This window comes from Pleomorphomonas oryzae DSM 16300 (genome assembly GCF_000422965.1).
GTDB classification, from domain to species: Bacteria; Pseudomonadota; Alphaproteobacteria; order Rhizobiales; family Pleomorphomonadaceae; genus Pleomorphomonas; species Pleomorphomonas oryzae.
On the sequence record NZ_AUHB01000005.1, the window covers coordinates 236,042 to 260,298 of the forward strand.

General features: G+C 58.5%; 20 protein-coding genes. 13 read left to right on the top strand and 7 right to left on the bottom strand.

The features are described from left to right. Positions 1–10: 10 nt before the first annotated feature. Entirely contained in the window at positions 11–682 is a 672-nt protein-coding gene (locus tag G522_RS0110555; RefSeq protein WP_026791004.1) for an MtnX-like HAD-IB family phosphatase, read from the bottom strand. 800 nt (positions 683–1,482) lie between these two features. Between G522_RS0110555 and G522_RS29535 the strand changes: the two genes are divergently transcribed. From G522_RS29535 to G522_RS0110580, 4 genes are all read left to right on the top strand, one after another. Beyond that, positions 1,483–2,901, top strand: a complete 1,419-nt coding sequence (locus tag G522_RS29535; RefSeq protein ID WP_169453508.1) for a TolC family protein — start codon at positions 1,483–1,485, stop codon at positions 2,899–2,901. Between the two features lie 218 nt (positions 2,902–3,119). Beyond that, the gene (locus G522_RS0110570) at positions 3,120–4,037 is read left to right on the top strand and encodes an ABC transporter permease (protein WP_245586639.1); all 918 of its coding nucleotides are present in this window, start codon (positions 3,120–3,122) and stop codon (positions 4,035–4,037) included. A gap of 4 nt (positions 4,038–4,041) precedes the next feature. Continuing rightward, positions 4,042–4,737 (top strand): ABC transporter ATP-binding protein, encoded by a 696-nt coding sequence (locus G522_RS0110575; protein ID WP_026791007.1) that lies wholly within the window; start codon positions 4,042–4,044, stop codon positions 4,735–4,737. Further along, positions 4,697–5,686, top strand: a complete 990-nt coding sequence (locus G522_RS0110580) for an HlyD family secretion protein (protein WP_051228523.1) — start codon at positions 4,697–4,699, stop codon at positions 5,684–5,686. Before G522_RS0110575 ends, G522_RS0110580 begins: the two co-directional genes overlap by 41 nt. Positions 5,687–5,910: 224 nt before the next feature. Here the strand turns inward: G522_RS0110580 and G522_RS26455 are convergent, their stop codons facing one another. The 6 genes from G522_RS26455 to G522_RS0110615 all read right to left on the bottom strand — a co-directional run bounded on the left by G522_RS26455 (position 5,911) and on the right by G522_RS0110615 (position 13,979). Further along, complete coding sequence (locus tag G522_RS26455) at positions 5,911–7,290, bottom strand: AcvB/VirJ family lysyl-phosphatidylglycerol hydrolase (protein ID WP_051228524.1); 1,380 nt, start codon at positions 7,288–7,290, stop codon at positions 5,911–5,913. After that, positions 7,287–9,863 (bottom strand): bifunctional lysylphosphatidylglycerol flippase/synthetase MprF, encoded by a 2,577-nt coding sequence (gene mprF / locus G522_RS0110590; protein ID WP_026791009.1) that lies wholly within the window; start codon positions 9,861–9,863, stop codon positions 7,287–7,289. Before mprF ends, G522_RS26455 begins: the two co-directional genes overlap by 4 nt. Positions 9,864–10,960: 1,097 nt before the next feature. Then, positions 10,961–11,773, bottom strand: coding sequence for an anti-sigma factor family protein (locus tag G522_RS0110600; RefSeq protein WP_026791010.1), 813 nt, complete (start codon positions 11,771–11,773; stop codon positions 10,961–10,963). Further along, positions 11,770–12,477 carry a sigma-70 family RNA polymerase sigma factor gene (locus G522_RS26460; RefSeq protein ID WP_245586640.1) on the bottom strand — a complete coding sequence of 236 codons (708 nt, stop codon included), beginning with the start codon at positions 12,475–12,477 and terminating at the stop codon, positions 11,770–11,772. Before G522_RS26460 ends, G522_RS0110600 begins: the two co-directional genes overlap by 4 nt. A gap of 25 nt (positions 12,478–12,502) precedes the next feature. Next, positions 12,503–12,808 (bottom strand): cupredoxin domain-containing protein, encoded by a 306-nt coding sequence (locus tag G522_RS0110610; protein ID WP_156886915.1) that lies wholly within the window; start codon positions 12,806–12,808, stop codon positions 12,503–12,505. Positions 12,809–13,019: 211 nt separating this feature from the next. After that, positions 13,020–13,979, bottom strand: coding sequence for a metallophosphoesterase family protein (locus tag G522_RS0110615; protein WP_026791012.1), 960 nt, complete (start codon positions 13,977–13,979; stop codon positions 13,020–13,022). A 574-nt stretch (positions 13,980–14,553) separates the two neighbouring features. Between G522_RS0110615 and nifA the strand changes: the two genes are divergently transcribed. The 9 genes from nifA to nifK all read left to right on the top strand — a co-directional run bounded on the left by nifA (position 14,554) and on the right by nifK (position 24,075). Next, a complete protein-coding gene (gene nifA / locus G522_RS0110620) occupies positions 14,554–16,323 on the top strand; it encodes a nif-specific transcriptional activator NifA (RefSeq protein ID WP_084633122.1) in 1,770 nt (589 codons plus the stop codon). A 222-nt stretch (positions 16,324–16,545) separates the two neighbouring features. Continuing rightward, the gene (gene nifB, locus G522_RS0110625) at positions 16,546–18,000 is read left to right on the top strand and encodes a nitrogenase cofactor biosynthesis protein NifB (protein WP_026791014.1); all 1,455 of its coding nucleotides are present in this window, start codon (positions 16,546–16,548) and stop codon (positions 17,998–18,000) included. Between the two features lie 20 nt (positions 18,001–18,020). Further along, positions 18,021–18,215, top strand: coding sequence for a 4Fe-4S binding protein (locus G522_RS0110630; protein ID WP_026791015.1), 195 nt, complete (start codon positions 18,021–18,023; stop codon positions 18,213–18,215). 1 nt (position 18,216) lies between these two features. Next, a complete protein-coding gene (locus G522_RS0110635; protein WP_026791016.1) occupies positions 18,217–18,516 on the top strand; it encodes a nitrogen fixation protein NifZ in 300 nt (99 codons plus the stop codon). Next, positions 18,513–18,725, top strand: coding sequence for a putative nitrogen fixation protein NifT (gene nifT, locus G522_RS0110640; RefSeq protein WP_026791017.1), 213 nt, complete (start codon positions 18,513–18,515; stop codon positions 18,723–18,725). The genes G522_RS0110635 and nifT overlap by 4 nt, the downstream gene beginning before the upstream one ends. A 1-nt stretch (position 18,726) precedes the next feature. After that, on the top strand, positions 18,727–19,596 hold the full coding sequence (locus G522_RS0110645) for an SIR2 family NAD-dependent protein deacylase (RefSeq protein WP_026791018.1): 870 nt from the start codon (positions 18,727–18,729) through the stop codon (positions 19,594–19,596). Between the two features lie 310 nt (positions 19,597–19,906). Further along, complete coding sequence (gene nifH / locus G522_RS0110650) at positions 19,907–20,806, top strand: nitrogenase iron protein (RefSeq protein WP_026791019.1); 900 nt, start codon at positions 19,907–19,909, stop codon at positions 20,804–20,806. Between the two features lie 81 nt (positions 20,807–20,887). Then, positions 20,888–22,402, top strand: coding sequence for a nitrogenase molybdenum-iron protein alpha chain (gene nifD, locus G522_RS0110655; RefSeq protein ID WP_026791020.1), 1,515 nt, complete (start codon positions 20,888–20,890; stop codon positions 22,400–22,402). 131 nt (positions 22,403–22,533) lie between these two features. Next, positions 22,534–24,075: a nitrogenase molybdenum-iron protein subunit beta gene (gene nifK, locus G522_RS0110660; RefSeq protein WP_026791021.1), complete on the top strand. Its 1,542-nt coding sequence runs from the start codon at positions 22,534–22,536 to the stop codon at positions 24,073–24,075. Positions 24,076–24,257 lie beyond the last annotated feature (182 nt).

Here is a 24,257-nt window from a genome sequence, read left to right on the forward strand (position 1 = left end):
ACTTCTCCAGTCAAAGCTGTTGGGAAAGAGAGAACTGGCGTGACGATGGCTGCGATAAACTGACGTAAGAACGCATCGCGTCGAGCACATCGAAAAAATCGCTGTAGACAACGTGTGGGATAGCTTTCCGCCGGCAGTACGCGGCAAGCTTGTGCTTGGCGAAAACCATGTTGGCGCTGTGGGCCACACAGAAATCCGAACGTCCGTCGCCGACGTAGAGATGTGGGCCGCTTCCCTCGAGAACGGCACATTTGCAAACGCCAGCGGCGACACGGCAGTCTGGCCGGGCGTAGGGAAAATCGAGGTCAAAGCCGGCTTCCGTCTCAACGAGACGATTGGCTATGATCCTGATGCCGGAGATACTGTGGAGAGCGAGGATCCGCTGTATAAAATAGTCGACCCCATCACTCACGATTACCAACTGAATCTCATGGCGGTCGCAGAACTGTTTGAAATCCTTGAACCCTGGGTCAATTTCCACCTGTTCAAGAAACGCGTCTATCTCCTCGCGACCAGCCTGGATGAGGCGGATCTGCGCCTGCATGCATTCCGCGGAATTGATCAGACCCGCTTCCCAGCGCGCCTCGATGTCCCGCCACTCAGGAAGGGCAAAGCGCTCAAGCACAAGGTCGGTTACATCATCAGTAACAACGGTACCGTCAAAGTCGCAGAAAAAAGTCATTGTCGAGTGACCGGAATATAGCATCAAAATACGATGGAATGCTGAAATAAGACAGCATCCAATAAAGCTAAATTCTCCGGAATCATTAAATAACCTCGACATTGATAGGATTTAAACTAGATAGACTGTGTTGAACTATCCTGTTTGTTCATGCAGGTTAAAAGCTGATTGTGAAGGCACCGTCGAGATATGATGCATATTCCGCGAGGCAGATCAGATAAGCTGTGACCGGCTCGACATTATGAAACGAGTGCGCACGGTCGCTCCCGGAGACGCTCTGCAGCCGCCTCAAGCGAGTCGTGCGGAACGCTTGCGGTGCAGTCGAAGCCACTGCATTAGCCCAGACAGCGTCGCGCTCTTGCGAAATGAACATAGGACCGAGGCACCAAGCCGTGGCGCCCTGCTGCATCGCACCGAGATGCTGCGGGGTGATACGTCGTTCATAGTGTCGACGTCCTCCTCACAACTGAGGTCATGTTTTCCAATAGTGGGCGCGAATTCGCTGCCAGCCGGAAGCTTGAGGACAGCCTTGGCCCATGCCGCATATATCGCTTGGAATTGCGCCACCATCGGGTGACTAGTGCCTTGTACGGAAAAGAAAAAGTCGGCTTTCCGTGAAAAAAACAATGCGACAACAAGGGACTGGAGCATGTTGGCGAACCAGAGTTCGCCGGACATTCTCCAGGTCCCCATGCATCTGGGCGACATCGCGAAGGACCCACTCTTCGTTCGCACAATCTCCATCGATTCTCGACAGCAGCTATGTAGGGTCCCAGCGAGTAATATTATGCGTGAGGCCGATGATTATTAGGAACAAAAATCTCTGGTTCCTACCAGTTTTGCTCATGCTATCGGCATGTCAAGCCGATGGATCCGCATCACATGTGACCGCGCCGCGTCTACCCGTTGAGTACAGCGCGCAATCTATTACTTCCAATGTCCAGGCAAAAGCTATTGTACGTTGGCCTGATGCCTTTAACGACGCCAAAATTTCGGCCCTTGTAGATAGGGCGATGTCAAGTAACCTATCGATCGATCAGGCAAAGTCCAGGCTGATGGCGGCGAGGGCGCTGAACGCATCCGCGCTGGCGAGCTTCTTCCCGCAAGCAACTATGACGAGCCTGGCGGCCGCTGGTTCAGGAACAACACCAAAAGACGATTTCAGCCGTCGACCCGTGCAACTGAATTTAGAGACCGGGTGGGAAATTCCTCTCTTCGGCCAATCTCGAGATACGGCGGTTTCTGCTGACATGGAAACAGCTATGCTGGAAACCGACGTCAAAGCCGCGAAGCTGGCTGTTGCCGCCGAGATTGCGGCCGGTTACCTTCATTTACGTGCCCTTCAGCAAATGCAGCTGAACAATAACGCGATAATTGGACTGCTTGAGAAAAGCGCCAATATCGCTGGGAACAAGCGCGCGTCGGGATTGTCGACAGTTGATAGCGTCGACTCCGTAAATGCAATTTTGCAAGAGGCTCGTTCCCGCCAGCCGCTATTAAGGACGTCTATTCAAGACACACTACAACAAATCGCAACCCTCACAGGAAATGCATTGCCCGATGCCTCTCTTCTTTCCGGGCATGGACAACCGATTATTTCTGCGATCGCCGTCCGGGAACACCCAACAGATCTCTTGCGAATGAGGCCGGACGTGCGGCGAGCCCAATTGTTGGCCTTTAGGGCGGGTGCAGAAGTCGGCCTTGCTCAAGCCGACCTCTACCCCAAACTTCACCTCTCGGGCATGGTTGGTATCGGTTCGCCGGTGGAAGGATCATTGTTCGGATTGATGGGCGGGCCATCGCTTCAACTTCCCATCTTTGATTACGGGAGGCGAAAGGGTGTTGTTGCGGCGCGGCGCGCTCTGTTTGACGAGGCGATCTCAGCATACAGACAAGCTGTTCTCACAGCCTATGAAGAGGCTTCAAGTGCGCTACGGTCATTTGAAGATGCAAAAGACCGTACGGCTCAGACCAGGAAGCAAATGGAGGTTGCCAACCGGGCTGAAGCCCGCAACAAGCTTCTTGCGCACGAAGGCCTGATCGAAACCCAAGCGTATTTGGAAAGCCGGATTGCGACTCTTGATCGCCAACGCCTACTGATTGAATGTATCGAAAGCGAAGGGCGGGCCGCCATTGCTTTATATAAAGCAATAGGCGTCAGTCCAGAGTTAGGCTCCGCTGGTGCGGATACTGTATCTGCACTTCAGATTAAGAAATAGCTATGTCAGTATCCATTGCGCGAAAATCGTTGCTTTACGATTGGCGAAGGTTCCTGCCGGCTGTATTCGCCGTTGCGTTCTCCGGCGTCTTGATAATATGCCAAGGCGCACTTTTGCTTGGAATCGTCGGGGTAAACTCACTCTATGTCACTGCGTCTCGGGCCGACTTCTGGACTGGGTTTCGGGGCACCCAAAGCGTAGAGCTTGGCCGCACGATCATGGCCGACGCGGTCTCCAACTTGTACTCGGATAAGGGAATTGCCAATGTCGAGGCCTTTCTTCTTGGCTCGGGCGACTGGCGCAGAACAGGCAGCGGCGGTGTCAGCGTCACTATTGTTGGTATCGATGTCAACGCTGGCGCCCTTGCTCTAGCCCGTGTCGTTCCGTCGACGCTCAGAAATGCCCTCAAGGAACCGGATACTGTCGTTGTTGACGAAGGCGACAGCGATAAACTGGACATTAAGTCCGGTGAAACAGCTGAGATCAGTGGCAGAAAGGTTCGCGTTATCGGACTCATTCGCGGGTTACGTGGCTTGGGGGGAGTCAATATTGTAACATCTTTGGATACAGCAATAGCGCTCGATCGTACTTTGCCATCGTCGGGTGGCGCTACCTATTATCTGAGCAGAGCGGCACCCGCCGAGGCAGAAACAACCATTCTCGAACGCCTCAATAAGTACTCTATTTCTCCTAGTATAGAGACGTGGAAGGCGGATGACTTAGCGGCAATCTCCACAAACTATATGCTAATGGAGTCTGGGGCCGGAATAGCCTTTGTGTTCGCAACACTTATTGCCCTTTTCATAGGGGCGCTTATTACCAGCCAAACATTGTTATCGGCCGTCGCCGGTAATGTGCCGCAATATGCAACACTGCGCGCCCTCGGCGTGTCTTTCGGCGACATCCGCGTCATTGTGATAGAGCAAGCTGCGTGGGTTGGTATATTTGGATTTATTCTTAGTTTTTCTGTAAGTTTGATCATATCGACATTTGCCGAAATCTTTAGCATACCGTATGATCTACGTCTTACGACGATATTGGGGGCGTCCGTAGCTCTTTTACTCGTGGCTATATTCGCTTGTGTGATTGCGATCCAAAGACTGCGTGAAACCGACCCGGCAACGCTTTTGAGATAACAGAATGACCTTGGCAATCTGCGCTCAAGACATCAGCAAGAACTATAATATTCAGAACGTTCATACGCGAGCGCTGGATACAATCTCTTTGGAGATATCGGCCGGTGAATTCACGCTTTTGACGGGGCCGTCCGGCTGCGGAAAGAGCACCCTATTAGCCGTGTTGAGCGGCATGACCAAGCCAGATCGCGGCACAGTACAATCGGGAGACTTTGTTCTAACCGCCGCATCCGACCAGGAGAGAGATGCCTTTAGGCTTCACAAATGCGGATTCATCTTTCAAGGGTTCAATCTTTTTCCAGGACTTACCGCGGTCGAGCAAGTTCAGATTCCACTGGATTACTTGAAGATTCCAGAAGAGCGCGCGAGGCAGCGGGCCGAGCGCGCGCTGGATAGCGTTGGCCTTTCCCATCGTAAACATCTCCGCCCGGCCGAAATGTCCGGTGGAGAGAAGCAACGAGTGGCAATCGCCAGGGCACTTGTTAAGAAGCCGGCGATTCTTTTTGCCGATGAACCGACCAGTGCCCTCGACAGGGAAAATGGTGAAAGGGTCGTGGCAATTCTAAGAGCGATTGCCCACCGCATCGGCTCTGCCGTTCTATGTGTCTCTCACGATTTGCGGCTTTTCTCGCAAGCGGATCGTATTCTGGAGATGGAAGATGGCAAGCTTCGCCGAGATCTCCGGCGCCCCCGAACATAACTCTAGATCCAACAAGGATGCGGCCATGCACATCGGAAAATATTATCGTTATCGGCGTCCATTGGTTGTTTTTGGGGGTGTAGGTACGATCTTGGCGACCGTACTTGGAGTAATGCTTAGCTCCCCTAACGCGAAAGAAACCGCTGACGGAACGGACGGTTCTCCGCAGATTGTCGCCGCTGCCCGCGGGGTCGTGGAAGTGGAGGGCGGAATGGTTAGGATTTCGCCACAGCGCGACGGAGTTATCGTCGCTGTAAAGGCAAGGGAGGGCATGAGGGTTAAAGCAGGCGACGTTTTGGCCCAGCTCGATGATGAGCGGGAGCAGCTCGCGGAGCGCATTGCAAAGGCGGAAGTATCCCAAGCGGAAAGCCAATTCCGCCTGCTTCAACTCAAAGAAAAAAATCTATCGAAGCACCTTGAAAGGCTCCGGCGCGCCGCGGCTGGGCAAGCCGTTTCGGATCAAGCGCTCGATGAGGCTCGCGAAGCGCATGATTCCTCGCTCGTCGAACTCGATTCGGCATCGTCCACCCTGGAAATGGTGCGCGCGCGTTATAGCCTTGCTCAATATGAGTCCCAGCTTCGGTTGGTTCGGGCACCGGCCGATGCCGTGATAATCCATCAGAATATCAGAGTTGGCGAGGCAGTTTCCGTCCAAGCGATGACCGAGTTATTTACGCTCATGCCAGCCCTGCCGAAGGTTGTTCATGCAGAGATTCCTGAGGAATTTCTTTCGAGTGTGAGACAAGACATGATTGTCGACGTTATTCCCGAAAACCAGTCGAGCCAGCCTTTCAAGGGGCGTGTCGCTCGATTGTCTTCGGTTGTCACCAAGGCCGAGCAAACCAGCGCGGAGCGCAGTGACGTAAGGACTGTCAGCGCTATTGTGACAGTAGACGGGGATCTTCCCCTTCTGGTTGGCCAAAGGGTTGTCATCAAGGCAGTGCAGTAGAGCGATTTCCTTCAGGCGACGGCTCTCGCCGCAGAGGTTCGTCTTGTATGGCATCGGGCACGCCCCGGCGGGCGTGCGCGTGGAAGCGTTGCTGCGGCTTCGGCAGATATCTGTTTTTCGCCCCGGCACCTACCAGCGCAACCACTTCGGGGCCATGCTGGTCGGCTAGGCCGTTCTGGTCGCCCGTATCTACACGGCCTTGCCGGCCGACGTATTCTACATAGTTAACCAGCGCTTAGTCTTTTCAGAATGGCGGCGGCGATCGGTGCGTAACGATTGTCGAAATGGTGTCCTCCTGGACGCTCCACCAATTCGACACCGGACATACCGATTTTATGACAGAGATTTTCCTCATCTTCGCGGCCATACACACACTGGACAATCGAGGCAGGTATCTTTCTGAGTTCTGATAGCGTTGTCGACTCAGCTTTACCGGCTGATTGAGTGATGATGTCTGCGACCTGAATCTCGAACTGGCGCGCGCCTGAATAGCCGAGCATCGACAGTAGCGAAACGCTCGGTTTCGACTTGGTTGGTAAGGCGTCGTAAATCGCGGGCAGCACGTCGGCGCCGAATGAATAGCCGATAAGCGCCACTTTTGAGACGTGCCATTTCTTCTTGTAGGCGGTGATAATGGCGTTGACATCAAAAGCCGCGTCGTGGGGTTGGACCTCGTTCCAGAAATAGCGCAACGAATCCACGCCAATAACAGGCACGCCAGCCTCTTTGAGCGCAGCGCCAATCTGAGCGTCAATGTCGCGCCAACCTCCATCACCGGAAAAGAATATTGCCATAGTTTCGTACTTGGCTTCGGCCGCAAGAATTGTCAGGGGGAGTTTGGCAAGTGCATCCCCTTCCCTTGAGAGGCCGTCGGTAGCGCGGGCAATTGCCGAACGCAGTGTGCCGGCCGCTGACAGTTGGGTGGCGTGTTGCCCAATCTCAAAGCCAGCAGTGCGGAGCTCATCGACATGAGTCAGTCCATCAGGATCGGCTGTGCTGCTGGTATAGACATCGATGGGATCGGGAAGCGCGCCTGGTTGGAGGCCATAAATCAGCCCCTTGCCGTCGTCGCTTTTTACATATGGAGCCCTTGAACAGAGCTTCTTGTCTATTGGAAGCACCCGCAAAGGGTCTACGACGACCGTGCGCAGAACGGTGGCATATGGGGTCTGTGCTGCCAGCCCCAGAGCAAAAGTACCGCCCAGGCCTGCACCAGCAATCACCGGCGAATGATAACGGGGCGAGGCAAGGGTCCGCTGAATATCGTGACTCATCTTTTCGATGTCGGAGACGAAGTAAACGCAATCCTCCTGCGTTCTTACGCCTTTTCTTAGTGTCTCGGGCGTATCGATTCCGACAACGATATTACCTTCGGTTGCGAGCCGTCGCGCTGTAATGGAATCCCATATAGAATAACCATCAGCACCCGACAAATAGAACACAATACCTTCAGCCACCCCACGCGGTGTAATTACCTCCACAGGCGCAAGCTTTTCGGGGTTGCCGGGGTTGAGACGAGGAAACCAGACGAAATAGACAATGACGGGTATGGCTATGCCAAGTATTGCGACAACGCCAGCCACAAAGCTTAAGGCGCGCTTCATTTGGCAACCACTCCTCGTAAGCCACCTCCAATCACGAATGTCACATCCGCCAAGGCGAGCAGGGAGTTGAGCCCACCGGCCACGGCCATGTAGCGTTGCTCCCAAGTCGGGTCGAATTTGCTTTTGAAAGCTCTTAGCCCGTGAAAGTTGTAATAGGTATCGCCGTACTCGAAGGCTGCGCGGCCGAGTTTGTGCCAAAGTGGCGCCGCGCGGCTTTCTGAGAGGCCGGAAAGCGGGGCCATTCCGAGGTTGAAGCGAGCGTACCCTTCGCTCTTGAAATGTAGCAGCAGGCGCGTGAGCAGCAATTCCATGGTGCCATTTGGCGCCGCTGGCTCAAAGCGCATCAGGTCGATCGACACCTCGTGTTTATTGCAAGCCAGCAAGATATTGGCAAAGGCGTAGATGCGTTCGCCCTTTTTCAGCACCGCCACTGGTTGCTGCACCATGTACGCGTCGTCGAAAGCGCCAATTGAGAACGTCTTTTCCTTAGCCTTGCGGGCCATAAGCCAGGCATCTGAGACGGAGCGAAGTTCGTTAAGGATCGCAGGGATTCCATCGGCAGGGATGATCTCGAAGACGACACCTTCGCGCTCCGCTTTGTTGATGGCATTCCGCAAATTGCCACGCCGAGAGCCTTTGATATCAAAAGTAGAAAGGTCGACAACGGCCTCCTCACCCAGCTTGAAGGCAGACAAACCAAGGTCGGCATAGTGGGAAAGGTTCTTGGCTGCGACTTGATAGAAGACCGCCCGCCCCCCATGTTCGCGGGCGAGCTCAACGAATCTCCGGACCAACTCGGTACGGGCGGCTACCCCTCCCACTGGATCGAACAAGCTGATCCAGGAACGACCGCGCTTAACGTACATCAGAAAGCCTTTGCCATCCGATGAGAACATTATGCTCTTGTCGGCCATACGTATCAGATTGACTTCAGGATTATGATGGGTGGCAGAGATGGCGAGGGCTTGAGCGATCTCATCCACTGTAGCCGGTTCAGCGTAGCCTTTTGGTGGCCGCATCAAATAGTAGGCGGCGAAGACGCCTAATACCAATAGAATGCCAAAAGCAACGCGGAGCGAGCGTTGTGTGCTGGTTAGGAATTCAAATTGCCACCAAAGAGCGTGGCTGTCGGGAGCCGCGCTATAGGCGAACAGTAGCGCGCCAACCAACAGCCCCGTGATAGCGGCAATAGATAGCCACCAGCTTAGCGTTAGCGGGGCATCCCGCAGTGACGATGGCCGGTCGAACAAACGCCTGCTGATAATCAGGCAGGCAATGAAAGCGATCAGCGCGATTGGTACCGCTGCCTCACCGCTCTCCATTCCCTTGGCAATACCAAGCGGAACCGACAGCAGTGCCAGGATAAATGCGAGCAGCCAAGCGCCACTGAGACGACGAAGGAGGCCGCTGGCGACCACCACCATCAGCAGCCCGATGAGGGAGCCGATGAAAGGTGCGCCTTCCTCCAGCACCGTGAAGGTCGAGAGAGGGCGAGAGTAGGCGTTGAATTGCGGAGGCACGCCGAAGAAGTTGAACATAGCGCCGAGCACCAAGGCCTGTGCGCCCAAGATCAGCGGGACGACGCCTCCGATTGCACCCGCTAGCGCAGAGTTTGCGGCAGTTGCTCTGTGTATCTCGATATAGACGAGCAGCAGTGCCGCAATCAGCAGAGGGATGACGTAATAGATGACGCGGTAAAGGATCAATGCCGAAATGACGCCTTCAAGGGGTATAACGTTATTGAGCCCCGAGATTATAATTGCCTCAAACACACCGACCCCACCGGGCAGATGGCTAAGCACGCCGAAGCCGAGGGCGACTGCGTAGACAGCAAGAACAGTGGGATAGCTCACGTCGGCCGTCGGCAGCAGAATATACAGGACGCCGGCCGCGAAGGAGACATCGGCTGCAGTGGCAAGAAGCTGCACTGCTATCTCGTTAGTTCTAGGAAGGAGAACCGAGCGCCCAAAGATTTTGACCGGTTTGCGCTGGCTCACTGCGAAAGCAAGAGACAACAGAACAATCAGCCCAGTTGCACCTGCGAGCGCCCTAAGCGCCAAGGGTGGAAAACCAACTAGTGTGGCCACTTCGGGCCCAGCTATCATCAACCCGACACCGCCAACACAGACAAGGCCGATGCCAAACGAAATCGTGACATAGGCCACTACACTAGCGATCGCTTCGGGGGCAATCCCGAGCGGTGCATAGAAGCGGTAGCGAATGGAACCACCGGTCAGAGGGCCAAAACCGGCTATGTTGCCAACTGCATAAGCACAGAAACTCGCCGGGGCCACGACGCGTAACCGCATTTTGATACCGGTAAAGCGCAGCGCCAAAATATCGTAAACCGATAATGCGCCGAAGCTTCCGGCGGTCAGGAGCAATGCAAGTATCAGTTGTTTCCAACCCGTGGCCCGGACCGCGCTGGCGAGCTGATGAGGGGAGATATCAGTCAGCAGTCGGCCTACCGCTGTCATGGATAGCGCGGCCACGGCGAAAGCGACGGCAGCAACTATCGCCGTACGATTGCGAGTGAAAAAGGAAATGGCGGATGTGGCTTCTGACGTCTGCATAAGACCTTCTTACGCGACTGCGATTGGAGTAATGGACGGCGCTAAGTATTGATACAACTCAGCGCAATGCTCATTTCACTCTCGGTAAAACCTTACGAGACTTATGCGGCTCAAAGAATTGCTGCCCAATTGAAGTGTACTCATCATGCAAAGTCCGGCGGAAACAGTTAGCGACCGCCCGAACTTGCCAGTGATTTCGACACGACTCGTCGACAGTTGATGGAGAGTTCATGAAGATCGACAATCGGAGCCGGACTAAACCCGCTTAAGAACGGACAACAAAGGATGACCGTGGAGGCCCTGGCATAGTCCTCAGTGCGCGCTCATATCTGGGATTGGTCATCGCTGATGGCTGCCGCTGTCGGCATTGGATCGCCGTTGGCAAGCTGTGTGAGGGGGCGCTGGGCGCGGGTCTTGCTAATCCGCACGGTCTCCAGTCACATCGTCGGATTCGATGGAGCAGCAGCCATTACTGGCCGCCTCTCGTGACTTGATGGAATTATTAGCCGACACAGAATCCTCGAGCCTTGAGGCCGAAGGCGACAAATTCCTCGATGGGCTTAGGGCGGTGTGATCTGAATGGGAGAGTCGGGTGCTTCGAAAGGTCAGAGTACCCATGCAAGGCGTACGTTTACCTTGCTCCGGTCACCTTTCGGCGGCTCCAGCATCGCTTGGAGCGAGTCTGCGAAGATAGATCGCGTTACAAACAGCAGTTCTTGCAGCCACTACCCTGCCGATGTGGGCGTGGCCAATAAAGCAGAACCGAGAATCCGTCTGGAAAGTTTGGCATCGATTGATGCTGATAGCGAATGTCGGTATCGGTGGCTGGGAGCCCCTGCAACTAAAAATAGACAATCAACTCAATGAGTTGTCTGGTTTTTCTGTTCAAAATCTGGAAGCGCAAGGGGGCAAAGCGCCGCGCGCAATTGGCGGTTCGTACTGTGAAAAATAGAGCGTGAGTTTTCTCGCCACTCGGGAGTGGTCCCAACGTATCGTCCGCCTCTCCGTCAAACTTGTTGCCGCAGCCAGATGGGTGCGGCCTTTGCCTACTAATCCATGAGCTCGGAGCCAGAGAGGTGCCTAGAAGGCGGGGGGGCTCAGTCCGGACTTGCCGAACTGAATTCCTGCTTGAAGGTCTTGAGCTCGCTTGCGTTGAGGTCGGAGATCGCCCAGAAGGTCAGGCCGTCTTGTGTCCACCCGATGAGATTGTAGCCGTTGCGTTCGTCGGTAGCCGAGACCGGCGCCATCGACGGCCAGATGAAAAGATTGATAATGTGGGCGTTGTGCTGAAATGCCAATGCCGCGACAACGCGGCCACCGATATAATCGACCCGGCCACCCTTGAGTGGATAACCCTGTGGTTTCAGATCGATGACAGGCGGCGAAAAGTCGATACGACCGTTGAACCATGGCTTGACCGTGTGCCTGTCGGATGTCGCGATATCCATCAGATGACCAGCAAGCAGCGAGCGGACATGGCCCGACACGAGTTCGGCTTCAATGTCGGGGCTGCCGTAGAATGTGCCAGTACGAGGCATCACAACGAGAATAAAGCTGAGCGCTAACACCGCAAAGGCAGATGGCAGACTCCAGGGCTCGATTGGGCGCAACCATCTCCGTATGCGTTGAAGAATTGACCAGGGCAATTGTGTCGTCTGAGCGGTCGCTTCGACGGCGATACTGGCGAGGATACGGTCGCGAAGTGCGTCGGGGGCCCTGAACATCAAATCGGCCTCCTTCAATGTCTGCCGCGTTTGGCGGATAAGGGCGAGCTCGCGAGCACAAGGAGCATGATCTGCGACATGGCGTTCGACCCGCAGAGCGTGTTCGGCGTCAAGCTCGCCGTCGGCCAACCCATGCAACAAGGGAACCCACTCGGGACAGGGAGAGGTGTCGATCGGTTCGGTCATCGCGCTCCCTTCCCGGTTTCGAGACGTCGCCAGATCTTGGAAAAAACGTCACGCGCCCGAGCCAGCCGCGACATCACGGTGCCGATCGGCAATTGCGTGATATCTGCGATCTCACGATACGACAGATCCTCCATTTCTCGCAGGACCAGGACTTCGCGCAACCGATCGGGGATCAACTCGATGACCGCCCGAATACGCCGATCCTCGCCGTCTCGTTCCAGCATGGCTTCTGCACTTTCGATTTCGGCGGCGATGGTCTCGATCGCATCGGGCCGCAAATCTTCGTCATCGCTTGCGATGGGCAGAGGGGCGATATAACGGCGCTCCATTCTTTGGCTGGCCTGCCAGTCCCGCGTTGTATTGCGCACGATTGTTAGGATCCAGGCACGTGGATCGCCACCACGGAAACCTGAGAAATGGCGGAAAGCCTTGAGATAAGCCTCCTGAACAATATCATCGGATGCAATTGCGTCGCGTGTCAGGTAGCGGGCGAGGGAATAGGCGGCATCGAGATGCGGCAGGATCAGCCGCTGGAAATCTGCGGCAGCCGCAGCATCGGGCACGGGAGATCTGACCCCCGCGGCGGTATTGGCGTTGCCGGATGGTGTTGCGAAGACCAAACTGAGGAGAAAGGCGCGCAACATTTGAACCCAGTCGGGCCTGGGGCCGATCGGCACAATCGGGAGTACGGGATGCGCACTCATGCAGCCTGATCCGGACGCCTGACACTTACCTCGTGACGACGATGTTACCCACCATATGCGGGTGCAACGAACAGAAATAGCTGAACTCACCCGTGTCCTTGAAGGTGAAGGAGAAGCTATCGTTGGTGTCAAGCGCCTTCGACCGCATCTTGGCAGCGATGCTGACGACCGTGTGAGGAATGTCGTCGACATTTTGCCACGTGACAGTCGTACCGACTTTGACCGTCAACTGTGCCGGATTGAAGGTGAAGTTGTCGATCTTGACCTTGGTGTTGGTGCCAGATGGCGCTGCGGCCGGCGCATCATCGGCTAATACGGGAAAGCCAGCCATAATGGCAGCAATCAGTGCCAAGCCGAAGATTTGCGAACGGCGCGAGAAAATCGTGTTGGAAGTCAGCAAGATAAACCTCATGCGATTGACTGATTATCGAAGGGTGCGGTGGGGGGATTCTATGTATTGGCATCTGGCGACCGGGCTGGCCGGGTTCCATGGATGGACAATCTCGGCCGACTTGGACACGCCACCTTCCGAATGAGAAAAGTCAGCCAGCGAGCGGCCGGTCGATGATGGCGAGGGGCTCGCTGCTGCGAACGAAGTCGATTGTCGCGATGCCCAGGTACTTCCGGAGGTCGCCCGCAGGTACGGTCTGCGGACCGGGCGATGGGGCGGTGCCCGGTGCAGGTTGCGGGAACGCAGTGGAGCGCGCTGTGTGGAACGCAACGCGTCCCTCGACCTTTTGCATGACTTGATGGATATGGCCGTTCAGTACTGTGACGGAACCGAACCGTTTCAGATAAGAGAGTGCTTCTGCACCGTCCACAGTTCCCCAGCCCCATTCGGGATAGACGGTCCAGAGTGGGATATGGGCGAAGACAACAATCGGCGTCGACGCCGAGAGGTCTGCAACATCCTTTTTCACCCATTCGAGCTGTTCCGTCCCGAGGTTCCCTAGGCCGCCGGCTTGCAGGTTCACGACGTTGACGAGGCCGATGTAGTGGATGCCCTGACTGTCGAAGCTGAACCAGCCTGCTCCCTTGGACTGGGGAGCAAAACGCTTGAGGTAAGATTGTCCCTGTCCCTCATCGAGCAGATCGTGTTCACCGGGAACGTAGAAGACGGGGATGCCGGCTTCCTTGATTATTTCGGCTGCATCGTCAAACTCATTGTCTTTTGACAGGTGGCTGATGTCGCCTGTGTGAATCATGAATGACGGTTTCATCGGCAGCGCTTTGATCTTGGCAATCGCCTCACGTAGCGTCGCGCGCGCATCCGGATTGGCGGCCTTGTCAAAGCCTATATGGCTGTCGCTGATCTGCAGGAAGGTGAATGGCGTGTTAGGTGTGGCAGCAAGGGCTTTCGTCATTGTCACTGCAGACGGCAAACCGCCGGCTAGAGTCCACAACATGCCGGTACCGGCCCAGGTCATGCACTCAAGGAAGCCGCGTCGGTCAACGCCGTCGGCATCGAGTTGTGGCGGGACTGACTTGTCGAAATCGCTCATGGAGATAGCTCCAGTCTCTGAGGAGAAGGCGATAATTCGCGCTTCACGCAGTTCCAGACCGGAGAACCTGATGATTTATTCCAGAAAAATTTGGACGCAGAAAGTCTATGGCCTGTGCCGCCCATCCCGTTGACTCGAATCCCGATTTTAAATTTTCGGCTCCGGAGCCGCCACAGCCATCTGCGCTGTGGTGCGAAAAAGCCCGGCTTGTCCCTCAGTGCCTCGCAAATCCTTCACCGCGTGCAAGAGATCGATGCGCCGCAAGTTGAGAGCAAAGCACGCCCCCGCAACCAACCCGAAAATAAAACCCCAGTGACTCAATGAGTTACCGAGGTTTTGTTTTGTGCTGTTATCTGCGGATAGTCGAGTAGTTGGTTGCCCTCTCGCCAGGTTGGTTGAGGCAACGAAGTGGCGCACGGAAGAGTCAAGGCAATGACCCTCAATGCACTCGACTTATGCAGGCAGCCCGAGAAATGACTGCAATTCATGCGTGACAAAACTCGTCTTTGCCCGGACCATTGACGGGTCAGAAGCCGGCCTCCTCCCACCGGTGCCTGATATGAGGAGCCACGGCATGATCCTGGCAGTACGCGAGAAGCCGCGCCTTGCACCGGTCGAGACAGCCTCCCGTCCCCGGCGCGACAACCGGCAAAGCGCTGAAATGGCACTGTTCGGAATCTACGAGATTTCGAAGATCCTGAATGCACCCGTCCGCCTCGAGAGCATGTTGGCGAGCGTCGTCAACATCATGACGTCGTTCCTCGCCATGCGGCGCGGTATGATCGTTGTGATTGACGAGGCTGGCGAGCCAGAGATCGTCGCCACCGCCGGTTGGGCGGGCGAGGTGAAGGGCAGGCCCATCGACAGCCTGCCGCAGGTTGTCATCGACCGCATTGTGGCCACCCAAACGTCGCTGGTGGTGCAGGACACCGCTGCCGATCCGCTGTTCGCCGGTACGCCGGCCGCTCACGACCCAAGTCGCGTCTCCTTCGTCGGCGTTCCGATCAAGGATGACCTCAAGGTGATCGGCACGCTTAGCATCGACCGCGTCTGGGACGGTTCGGCCGACATTCGCATCGACGAAGACCTGCGCTTTCTAGCCATGGTTGCCAATCTGGTGGGGCAGGCGGTGCGGCTGCACCGCGTCGTCGCCGCCGACCGCCGCCGGCTCATCGACGAGCGATCGCGCCTCGAAAAGGCGCTCGATGAGAAGCCCAGGCCGACCCGCGTGCGCGCCGGCTTCGGCGGCATCGTCGGCGACAGCCCGTCGGTACGACGCGTCATGGAGACCATTTCCATCGTCGCACCGTCCAATTCCACCGTGCTGCTGCGCGGCGAGAGCGGCACTGGCAAGGAGCTGTTTGCCCGCGCCATCCACGAATTGTCCGGCCGCAAGGCCAAGCCATTCATCAAGCTCAACTGCGCCGCCGTCTCCGAAAGCGTGCTGGAATCCGAGCTGTTCGGCCACGAAAAGGGGGCGTTCACCGGCGCCATCGCATTGAAGCCCGGCCGGTTCGAGCTGGCCAACGGCGGCACGCTGCTGCTCGACGAGATCGGCGAGATCTCGCCGGCCTTCCAGTCCAAGCTGCTGCGCGTGCTTCAGGAAGGTGAGTTCGAGCGGGTCGGTGGCACGCGCACGCTGAGGGTCGACATTCGGCTGATCTGCGCAACGAACCGGGACCTCGAGGCAGCCGTGGCGAAGGGCGATTTCCGGGCCGACCTCTATTATCGCATCAACGTCGTGCCGGTGTTCCTGCCGCCGCTGCGCGAGCGGCCCGGCGATATCCTGTTACTTGCCCGCGCCTTCCTCGACCGCTTCAATCGCGAGAACGCGCGCAAGCTGTCGATCACCGACAAGGCGCTCGACCTGCTCGGCAAGTGCTATTTCCCCGGCAACGTGCGCGAACTCGAAAATTGCGTTCGCCGTACCGCTACCCTGAGCCGGAGCGACACCATTCGCCGCGAGGATTTTGCCTGTGCGCATGGCGAATGCCTGTCGGCGACGTTATGGACCGGCGCCCACCATGTCACCGCCGACGAGCAACTGACGGCCTTGAAGCGTGGCGAAACACTGGTGCCTGGCCTGCGGCCTCCGCTTCCCATAACGGCACCGCAGCAGCCCGAGGCCGGCCAAAGCGAGTCTGCAGTTGACGGTCCGATCTGCGAACACGCTGGTCCCGACTGTCCCGCCCTTGGCCATCGCGCCGGCGAACGGGAACGGCTGATCGACGCCATGGAGAAGTCCGGCTGGGTACAGGCCAAGGCTGCTCGCATCCTGGGGCTGACCCCCCGCCAGATCGGCTATGCCCTCAAGAAATATCGCGTCGAGCTGAAGCGCTTCTGACCCTCTGCTATTTCCGCCTGACATATTGCGGCGCCGGTCTCCGGCGCTGCTTGCGTTTCGGCGCCCTGCCTATGCGAGGCCTTGTAGCAAGTCCGACAAGGCTGTGTCGTCTTCCTGGTCGCGTTGGCGGGATGATCAGATAGTGCATTGAAAAATAAAGATTATATTTCTGGCATGTGGCTTGCGATGTCGGTGATGACCTCATCGTGTCCGGAGCTAGCCATGTCCTCGCAGATCGTCTCCCTCGACAACCTGATGGCCGCACCGAGCCCCATTCGCGGCGGCTGCGCGTCGTCGTCCTGTGGTTCATCAGCCCGTCCGGAGGACGTCGAACCTACCATTTGGGAGAAGATCAAGGATCATCCCTGCTATTCGGAAGAGGCGCATCACTATTTTGCCCGCATGCATGTCGCCGTGGCGCCGGCCTGCAACATTCAATGCAACTACTGCAATCGCAAATACGACTGCTCCAACGAGAGCCGGCCGGGTGTTGTCTCCGAGCGGCTGACGCCGGAGGAAGCCGTGAAGAAGGTGACGGCGGTGGCCGCCGCCGTGCCGGAGCTGTCGGTGCTGGGTATCGCCGGCCCCGGTGACGCGCTTGCCAACTGGAAGAACACCCGCGCCACCTTCGAGGCGGTTCGCAACACCATTCCCGACATCAAATTCTGTCTCTCCACCAACGGCCTTGCCTTGCCCGACCATGTTGAGGAGATCGCAGGCATGGCCATCGATCATGTGACGATCACCATCAACGCCGTCGATCCGGAGATTGGCGCCAAGATCTATCCGTGGATCTTCTTCGACCACAAACGCCGCACAGGCCTGGAAGCGGCCACCATCCTCCTCGACCGGCAGATGCGCGGTCTCGAAATGCTGGTCGCGCGCGGCATCCTCGTCAAAATCAACTCGGTGATGATCCCCGGCATCAACGACGCCCATCTGCTGGAGGTCAACCGCGCAGTGCGGCAGCGCGGCGCCTTTCTGCACAACATCATGCCGCTGATTTCCGATCCAGCCCATGGCACCCATTTCGGCCTCACCGGTCAGCGCGGACCGACGCCGGCCGAGCTAAAAACCCTGCAGGACCAGCTCGATGGCGGCGCCAAGGTGATGCGTCATTGCCGTCAGTGTCGTGCCGACGCCATCGGCTTGCTTGGCGAGGATCGCGGCCAGGACTTCACCCTCGAAAAGCTGCCGGCGACCGTGGCCTACGATCCCGCTCCCCGCCAAGCCTATCGCGCCTTCGTCGCCGCCGAGCGTGGCGACCGGGGCGCCGCCCGCGACGACGCCCTCAGGAGCGTCGGCGCGGTGGCCGACGACGTCCGCCTCCTCGTCGCCGTCGCCACCAAGGGCGGCGCCCGCGTCAACGAGCACTTCGGCCACGCCCGCGAATTCCAGGTCTACGAGGCGGGGCCGCAGGGCATCGTTCTGGTCGGCCACCGCAAGGTCGATGCCTACTGTATGGGCGGCTTCGGCGAGGACGCGACGCTCGGCCCGACCATCGCCGCCCTCACCGGCATCGACACCGTACTGTGTGCCAAGATCGGGGACTGCCCGCGCGATGCGCTCGCTGAGGCCGGCCTCATAGTCACCGATGCCCATGCCTACGATTATATCGAGACCGCTGTCGGCAAAATCTACGCCGAGCGTTTCGGTCGTACTGCCGCCGTTGCCTGAGCCAAAAGGAGAAACCCAACATGGCCATGTCCATCAACGCCGACGATTGCACCGCTTGCGGCGCCTGCGAAAGCGAGTGTCCCTCGAAGGCCATCCGCTTCAAGGGGGCGGTTTATGTGATCGACCCGAAGAAGTGCACCGAGTGCCAGGGGGCGGCCGATGCGCCTCAATGCGACGAAGTCTGTCCTTCCGGTGCAATAGCCAAGGCAGCCTGACATGGCCTTCGCCGATCGAGAACAGGATGTCGAGATTGATGGACCGCCGCGCTTTCTGCCCGGCGACAAGGTCGTCGCACGCCTCAACGTGAAGAACGATGGCACTTACCCCGGGCGCGATATCGGCGAGCGCCTCGTTCACAAGGGCGATGTTGGCTATGTGCGCGACATCGGAACCTTCCTGCAGCAGTTCTACATCTACGCGGTCGAATGGGTCGATCGCGGCATCCTGGTCGGCATGCGGGCGCGGGAACTCACCACGCTCGCTGCCCCCGAGACGACGGAGCGCGCCCCGCGATGAAAGTGATGATCCGCCAGTCGGCGAAGGGCTTGTCGGCCTACGTTGCCAAGAAGGACCTCGAAGAGCCGATCGTCTCTCAGGAGCTGGATAGCCTCTGGGGCGGCGCCGTGACGCTGAAGAACGGCTGGGTGCTGGACCTGCCGGACATGCCCACCGAAACCCGCTTGCCGGTGACCGTCAACGCCCGCCGGCGCGGGGAGGATGACTGACATGAGTGCGCTTCTCGCCGGTGGTTCACTCGAAACGATCTCCGGCGAAGCCGCGCATGCCGCGCTCGCCGGCCTCCGTGCCGATCTTCTCGCCGATCGCCTTATCCCCTATGTCGGGCCGGGCCTCCTGACGCTCGATGGAACTCCGCCGGTGCCGACGTCGCCGGAAGAGGTTGCCGCCGCGCTGCAAAAGCGCGTGCCGGTGCCCGGCCGCATCCGCGGCAACATGTGGGCCGTGGCCCAGTATATCGAAAGCCGCCGCCATCGCCGCACCTTGAAGACGTTGATGGTAGACATCTTCGCGGCAGAGCCTCGCCCCTCCGGCTTTCATCGCTTCCTGGCCGGACTGCCGCTCGGCCTGATCGTTGATAGCTGGTACGACGGCACGCTCGCCGCTGCTTTGGCCGAGGCTGGACGAACAGACGTCGTTGATGTCCAGGGACAGTCGCGCGCCGCCATCGGCGAAGATCGCTGGTATCGCGCCTTCGACCTCATCGGGCATTCCGCCGAGCCGGACGCTGCGCACACTCTGCTTTACACACCGCACGGCGGCATCCGGCCGGAAGGCAATGTGCTGGTTTCCGACAGCGACTATGTCGAGGTCCTGACCGAGATCGACATACAGACGCCGATTCCGGAGGAAGTCCGGACGCGACGGGCTACGCGTGGCTTCCTGTTCCTGGGCTGTCGCTTCCACGACCAGATGCTCCGCACCTACGCCCGACAGATCATCAAGCGATCGACCGGCCCGCATGCCTGCGTGGCAGAGGCCGACCGCCTGAGTTTGAATGAGAGGCGCTTCCTCGCCGCTGAGGGCATTGCGCTAATCGACCTGTCGCTCGGGGAGGCAACGCGGCTCCTCATCGGCTGATCCCTTGGGCGGACATCGTGTTCGACTCCCCTCCGTCCGCCCCATCTGGCCGCCCTTCGGGGCGGCCTTTTTCGTGGCGCCGCTCCCAATCTTCCGACATTGACTGTCGACTTTTGTCGGACCCGCGACAGGCCCTGTTACCGCGCCCTGTTGTGCGGATTTCCATATAAAACATTGATATATATAGTTTTATTTTTATGCCTGCCAGTTGGCACGCCCTTTGAAAATAGAACCTCGTGAGGCAGCCCGTCGCTGCCGACCGAATTGGCATCCCCTCCCGGTGCTTTTTGCAAGACAAGGAACCATGACCATGGCTGCACTCCGCCAGATCGCCTTCTACGGCAAGGGTGGCATCGGCAAGTCCACCACCTCCCAGAACACGCTCGCCGCTCTCGTCGAGATGGGTCAGAAGATCCTGATCGTCGGCTGCGATCCCAAGGCCGACTCGACCCGCCTGATCCTCAACGCCAAGGCCCAGGACACCGTCCTGCACCTCGCCGCCGAAAAGGGCTCGGTCGAGGATCTCGAGCTCGAGGACGTGCTGAAGCTCGGCTACAAGGGCATCAAGTGCGTCGAGTCCGGCGGCCCGGAGCCGGGCGTCGGTTGCGCCGGCCGTGGCGTCATCACCTCGATCAACTTCCTCGAGGAAAATGGTGCCTACGAAGACGTCGACTACGTCTCCTACGACGTGCTTGGCGACGTGGTGTGCGGTGGCTTCGCCATGCCGATCCGCGAAAACAAGGCGCAGGAAATCTACATCGTCATGTCCGGCGAGATGATGGCCCTTTATGCCGCCAACAACATCTCCAAGGGCATCCTGAAATACGCCAACACCGGCGGCGTTCGCCTCGGCGGCCTGATCTGCAACGAGCGCCAGACCGACCGCGAGCTCGACCTCGCCGAGGCGCTGGCCAAGCGCATCAACACCAAGCTGATCCACTTCGTGCCGCGCGACAACATCGTCCAGCACGCCGAACTGCGCAAGCAGACGGTCATTCAGTACGCTCCAGACAGCAAGCAGGCCGACGAATACCGCCAGCTCGCCACCAAGATCCATGAGAACGGCGGCAAGGGTACCATCCCCACGCCGATCACCATGGAAGAGCTCGAGGACATGCTGCTGGCCTTCGGCATCATGAAGACCGACGAGCAGATGATCGCCGAGCTTGCCGCCAAGGAAGCAGCCCGCCAGGCCGCCGTTCCCGCCTGATCCCCGAGGAGGACGCGTGGGCATCGGGCCTTGACCCCGGTGGCCACGCTTTTTCCGGTTCCCTTCCGCGAGGACAAGTCCATGAGCGAGAGTTACGAAAACGACGGCCAGGCCCACGAGCAGTACATCACCGAGGTCCTCGCCCAATATCCCGAAAAGTTCGCCAAGCGGCGCAAGAAGCATCTCGCCGTTGCCAAGGCGGTCGAGGCGGCACCTGAGGCGCCAGTTGGCGAGGAAGGCCCGCTGCTCACCGAGTGCGACGTCAAGTCCAACATCAAGTCGATCCCCGGTGTCATGACCATCCGTGGCTGCGCCTATGCCGGCTCGAAGGGCGTGGTGTGGGGACCGGTCAAGGACATGGTCCACATCAGTCATGGTCCGGTCGGCTGTGGCCAGTATTCCTGGTCGCAGCGTCGCAACTACTATGTCGGCACCACCGGTGTCGACGCCTTCGGCACCATGCAGATCACCTCCGATTTCCAGGAAAAAGACATCGTCTTCGGTGGTGACAAGAAGCTCGACAAGGTCATCGACGAGATCGAGCAGATGTTCCCGCTCAATGGCGGCATCTCCGTGCAGTCCGAGTGCCCGATCGGCCTGATCGGTGACGACATCGAAGCCGTCTCCCGCCGCAAGGGCAAGGAAATCGGCAAGACTATCGTTCCCGTCCGTTGCGAGGGCTTCCGCGGCGTTTCGCAGTCGCTCGGTCACCACATCGCCAACGACGCCATTCGCGACTGGGTGCTCGACAAGAGCGCCGAGGCCGATTGGGAAGCCGGCCCTTACGACGTCAACATCGTCGGTGACTACAACATCGGCGGCGATGCCTGGGCTTCGCGACGCCTGCTCGAGGAGATGGGGCTGCGCATCTGTGGCAACTGGTCGGGTGACGCCACGCTCGCCGAGATGGAGCGTGCGCCCAAGGCCAAGCTCAACCTCATCCACTGCTACCGTTCGATGAACTACATCTGCCGGCATATGGAAGAGAAGTACGGTATCCCCTGGATGGAGTACAACTTTTTCGGCCCGTCGCAGATCGCCGCCAGCCTGCGCAAGATCGCCAAGCATTTCGGCCCGGAGATCGAGGCCAAGGCCGAGGAGGTCATCGCCAAGTACAAGCCGCTGGTCGATGGCATTCTCGAAAAATACGGTCCGCGCCTCAAGGGCAAGAAGGTCATGCTTTACGTCGGCGGTCTTCGTCCGCGCCACGTTATGACCGCCTATGAAGATCTCGGCATGGAGATCGCCGGCACCGGCTATGAGTTCGCCCACAACGACGATTACCAGCGCACCGGTCACTATGCCAAGCCGGGCACGCTGATCTATGACGACGTCACCGGCTACGAGTTGGAGAAGTTCGTCGAGAAGATCCGGCCGGATCTCGTCGGCTCGGGCATCAAGGAAAAGTACCCGGTGCAGAAGATGGGCATTCCCTTCCGCCAGATGCACTCCTGGGACTATTCGGGCCCGTACCACGGCTACGATGGCTTTGCCATCTTCGCCCGCGACATGGACCTCGCCATCAACAATCCGGTCTGGGATCTGTTCGACGCGCCCTGGACCGATGGTGGCGAACTTCTCGCCGCCGCCGAATAAGCTGACGCCCCCTCCCGAGAAGGGAGGGGGCTCCCCCAAAGCCGATCGTTTTCACCGCGCGTTCCGCGTGACCGATACTCCTATGCCCGTCTGGCCGCCGTATGGCGCGGCGCGGGCGATGAGGTCAGACAATGCCCCAGTCAGCTGAGAAGATCCTCGACCATGGTCCCCTGTTCCGCGAGCCGGAATACCAGGAGATGTTCGCCCGCAAGAAGGCTTGTGACGGTGCCGCCAGCTTCGATGCTACGGCGCTTCAGGGCGAATACACCAAGGGTTGGGAATACCGGGAAAAGAACTTCGCCCGTGAGGCCCTGGTTATCAACCCCGCCAAGGCCTGCCAGCCGCTCGGCGCCGTGTTCGCCGCCGCCGGCTTCGAGAAGACCATGAGCTTCGTCCATGGCTCGCAGGGCTGCGCCGCCTATTTTCGCTCGCATCTCTCGCGCCACTTCAAGGAGCCCTGCACGGCGGTTTCCTCGTCGATGACCGAGGACGCGGCGGTTTTCGGCGGCCTCAACAACATGATCGATGGCCTCGCCAACTGCTATTCGCTTTATCAGCCGAAGATGATCGCCGTTTCGACCACCTGCATGGCCGAGGTGATCGGCGACGACCTGCACGGCTTCATCGGCAACGCCAAGGCCAAGGGCTCGGTACCCGAAGATTTCGATGTGCCCTTTGCCCACACGCCATCCTTCGTCGGCAGCCATATCGATGGCTACGACAATTCCATCAGGGGCATCCTCGAGCATTTCTGGAAGGACAGCCCGACAGTTGCCGGCTCGTCCGAGACCATCAACATCGTCCCGGGCTTTGACGGCTTCTGCGTCGGCAACAATCGCGAGCTTGCCCGCATCCTCGGCCTGATGGGTGTCAGCTACACCTTCATCGGCGATGCCGCCGACCAGTTCGACACCCCGTCGGATGGCGAATATCGCATGTATGACGGTGGCACCACCATCGATGAGCTGAAGGCTGCCAAGGGCGCCAAGGCCACCGTCGCGCTCCAGCATTGGAACAGCCGCAAGACGCTGGACTATGCCGCGAGCGTCGGTCAGGAGACGGCGAGCTTCCACTATCCGCTCGGCATCCGGGCCACCGATGAGCTTCTCATGAAGGTCTCGGCACTCAGCGGCAAGGCGATCCCCGAGGCGCTCCGCCTCGAACGCGGTCGCCTTGTGGACGCCATGGCCGACAGCCAAGCCTATCTGCACGGCAAGCGCTACGCCATCTTCGGCGATCCCGATTTTGTCCAGGCGATGGCTCGCTTTATCCTGGAGACCGGCGGCGAACCCGTCCACTGCCTCTCCACCAACGGCGGCAAGGAATGGGCCGAGGACATGCAGAAGCTGTTCGACGGTTCGCCCTTCGGCAAGGACTGCAAGGCACACGAGCACAAGGACCTCTGGCACCTGCGCTCACTGCTGTTCACCGAGCCGGTCGACTTCGTGGTCGGCAACAGCCATGGCAAATATCTGGAACGCGACACCAAGACGCCGCTGATCCGCCTGACCTTCCCGATCTTCGACCGTCACCATCACCACCGCTTCCCGGTGATCGGCTATCAGGGCGGGCTTCGGGTACTGACTACCCTTCTCGACAAGATGTTCGACAAGCTCGACGCCGAGACCAACATCTCCGGCGAGACCGACATCTCCTTCGATCTGACGCGCTGACGTCCGTTTCGACGGAAAACGCGAAGGCCGGCCCCGGTAGCGGAGCCGGCCATTTTGTTGGGCTCAACGTGGCTCGTCGCAAACCCGACAATGGCGTGTCGGGCCGCCGTCCATCGCCTTTCATGGGTTTCGTCGAAATCGGCGACAAAACGGCAAAATGAAGCAGTTTCAATTGGATGCTC

Coding starts and splice junctions, on each gene's coding strand:
- G522_RS0110555 (WP_026791004.1), bottom strand. CDS start 682: ATGACTTTTTTCTGCGACTTTGACGGTACCGTTGTTACTGATGATGTA.
- G522_RS29535 (WP_169453508.1), top strand. CDS start 1,483: ATGATTATTAGGAACAAAAATCTCTGGTTCCTACCAGTTTTGCTCATG.
- G522_RS0110570 (WP_245586639.1), top strand. CDS start 3,120: ATGGCCGACGCGGTCTCCAACTTGTACTCGGATAAGGGAATTGCCAAT.
- G522_RS0110575 (WP_026791007.1), top strand. CDS start 4,042: ATGACCTTGGCAATCTGCGCTCAAGACATCAGCAAGAACTATAATATT.
- G522_RS0110580 (WP_051228523.1), top strand. CDS start 4,697: ATGGCAAGCTTCGCCGAGATCTCCGGCGCCCCCGAACATAACTCTAGA.
- G522_RS26455 (WP_051228524.1), bottom strand. CDS start 7,290: ATGAAGCGCGCCTTAAGCTTTGTGGCTGGCGTTGTCGCAATACTTGGC.
- mprF (WP_026791009.1), bottom strand. CDS start 9,863: ATGCAGACGTCAGAAGCCACATCCGCCATTTCCTTTTTCACTCGCAAT.
- G522_RS0110600 (WP_026791010.1), bottom strand. CDS start 11,773: ATGACCGAACCGATCGACACCTCTCCCTGTCCCGAGTGGGTTCCCTTG.
- G522_RS26460 (WP_245586640.1), bottom strand. CDS start 12,477: ATGAGTGCGCATCCCGTACTCCCGATTGTGCCGATCGGCCCCAGGCCC.
- G522_RS0110610 (WP_156886915.1), bottom strand. CDS start 12,808: ATGGCTGGCTTTCCCGTATTAGCCGATGATGCGCCGGCCGCAGCGCCA.
- G522_RS0110615 (WP_026791012.1), bottom strand. CDS start 13,979: ATGAGCGATTTCGACAAGTCAGTCCCGCCACAACTCGATGCCGACGGC.
- nifA (WP_084633122.1), top strand. CDS start 14,554: ATGATCCTGGCAGTACGCGAGAAGCCGCGCCTTGCACCGGTCGAGACA.
- nifB (WP_026791014.1), top strand. CDS start 16,546: ATGTCCTCGCAGATCGTCTCCCTCGACAACCTGATGGCCGCACCGAGC.
- G522_RS0110630 (WP_026791015.1), top strand. CDS start 18,021: ATGGCCATGTCCATCAACGCCGACGATTGCACCGCTTGCGGCGCCTGC.
- G522_RS0110635 (WP_026791016.1), top strand. CDS start 18,217: ATGGCCTTCGCCGATCGAGAACAGGATGTCGAGATTGATGGACCGCCG.
- nifT (WP_026791017.1), top strand. CDS start 18,513: ATGAAAGTGATGATCCGCCAGTCGGCGAAGGGCTTGTCGGCCTACGTT.
- G522_RS0110645 (WP_026791018.1), top strand. CDS start 18,727: ATGAGTGCGCTTCTCGCCGGTGGTTCACTCGAAACGATCTCCGGCGAA.
- nifH (WP_026791019.1), top strand. CDS start 19,907: ATGGCTGCACTCCGCCAGATCGCCTTCTACGGCAAGGGTGGCATCGGC.
- nifD (WP_026791020.1), top strand. CDS start 20,888: ATGAGCGAGAGTTACGAAAACGACGGCCAGGCCCACGAGCAGTACATC.
- nifK (WP_026791021.1), top strand. CDS start 22,534: ATGCCCCAGTCAGCTGAGAAGATCCTCGACCATGGTCCCCTGTTCCGC.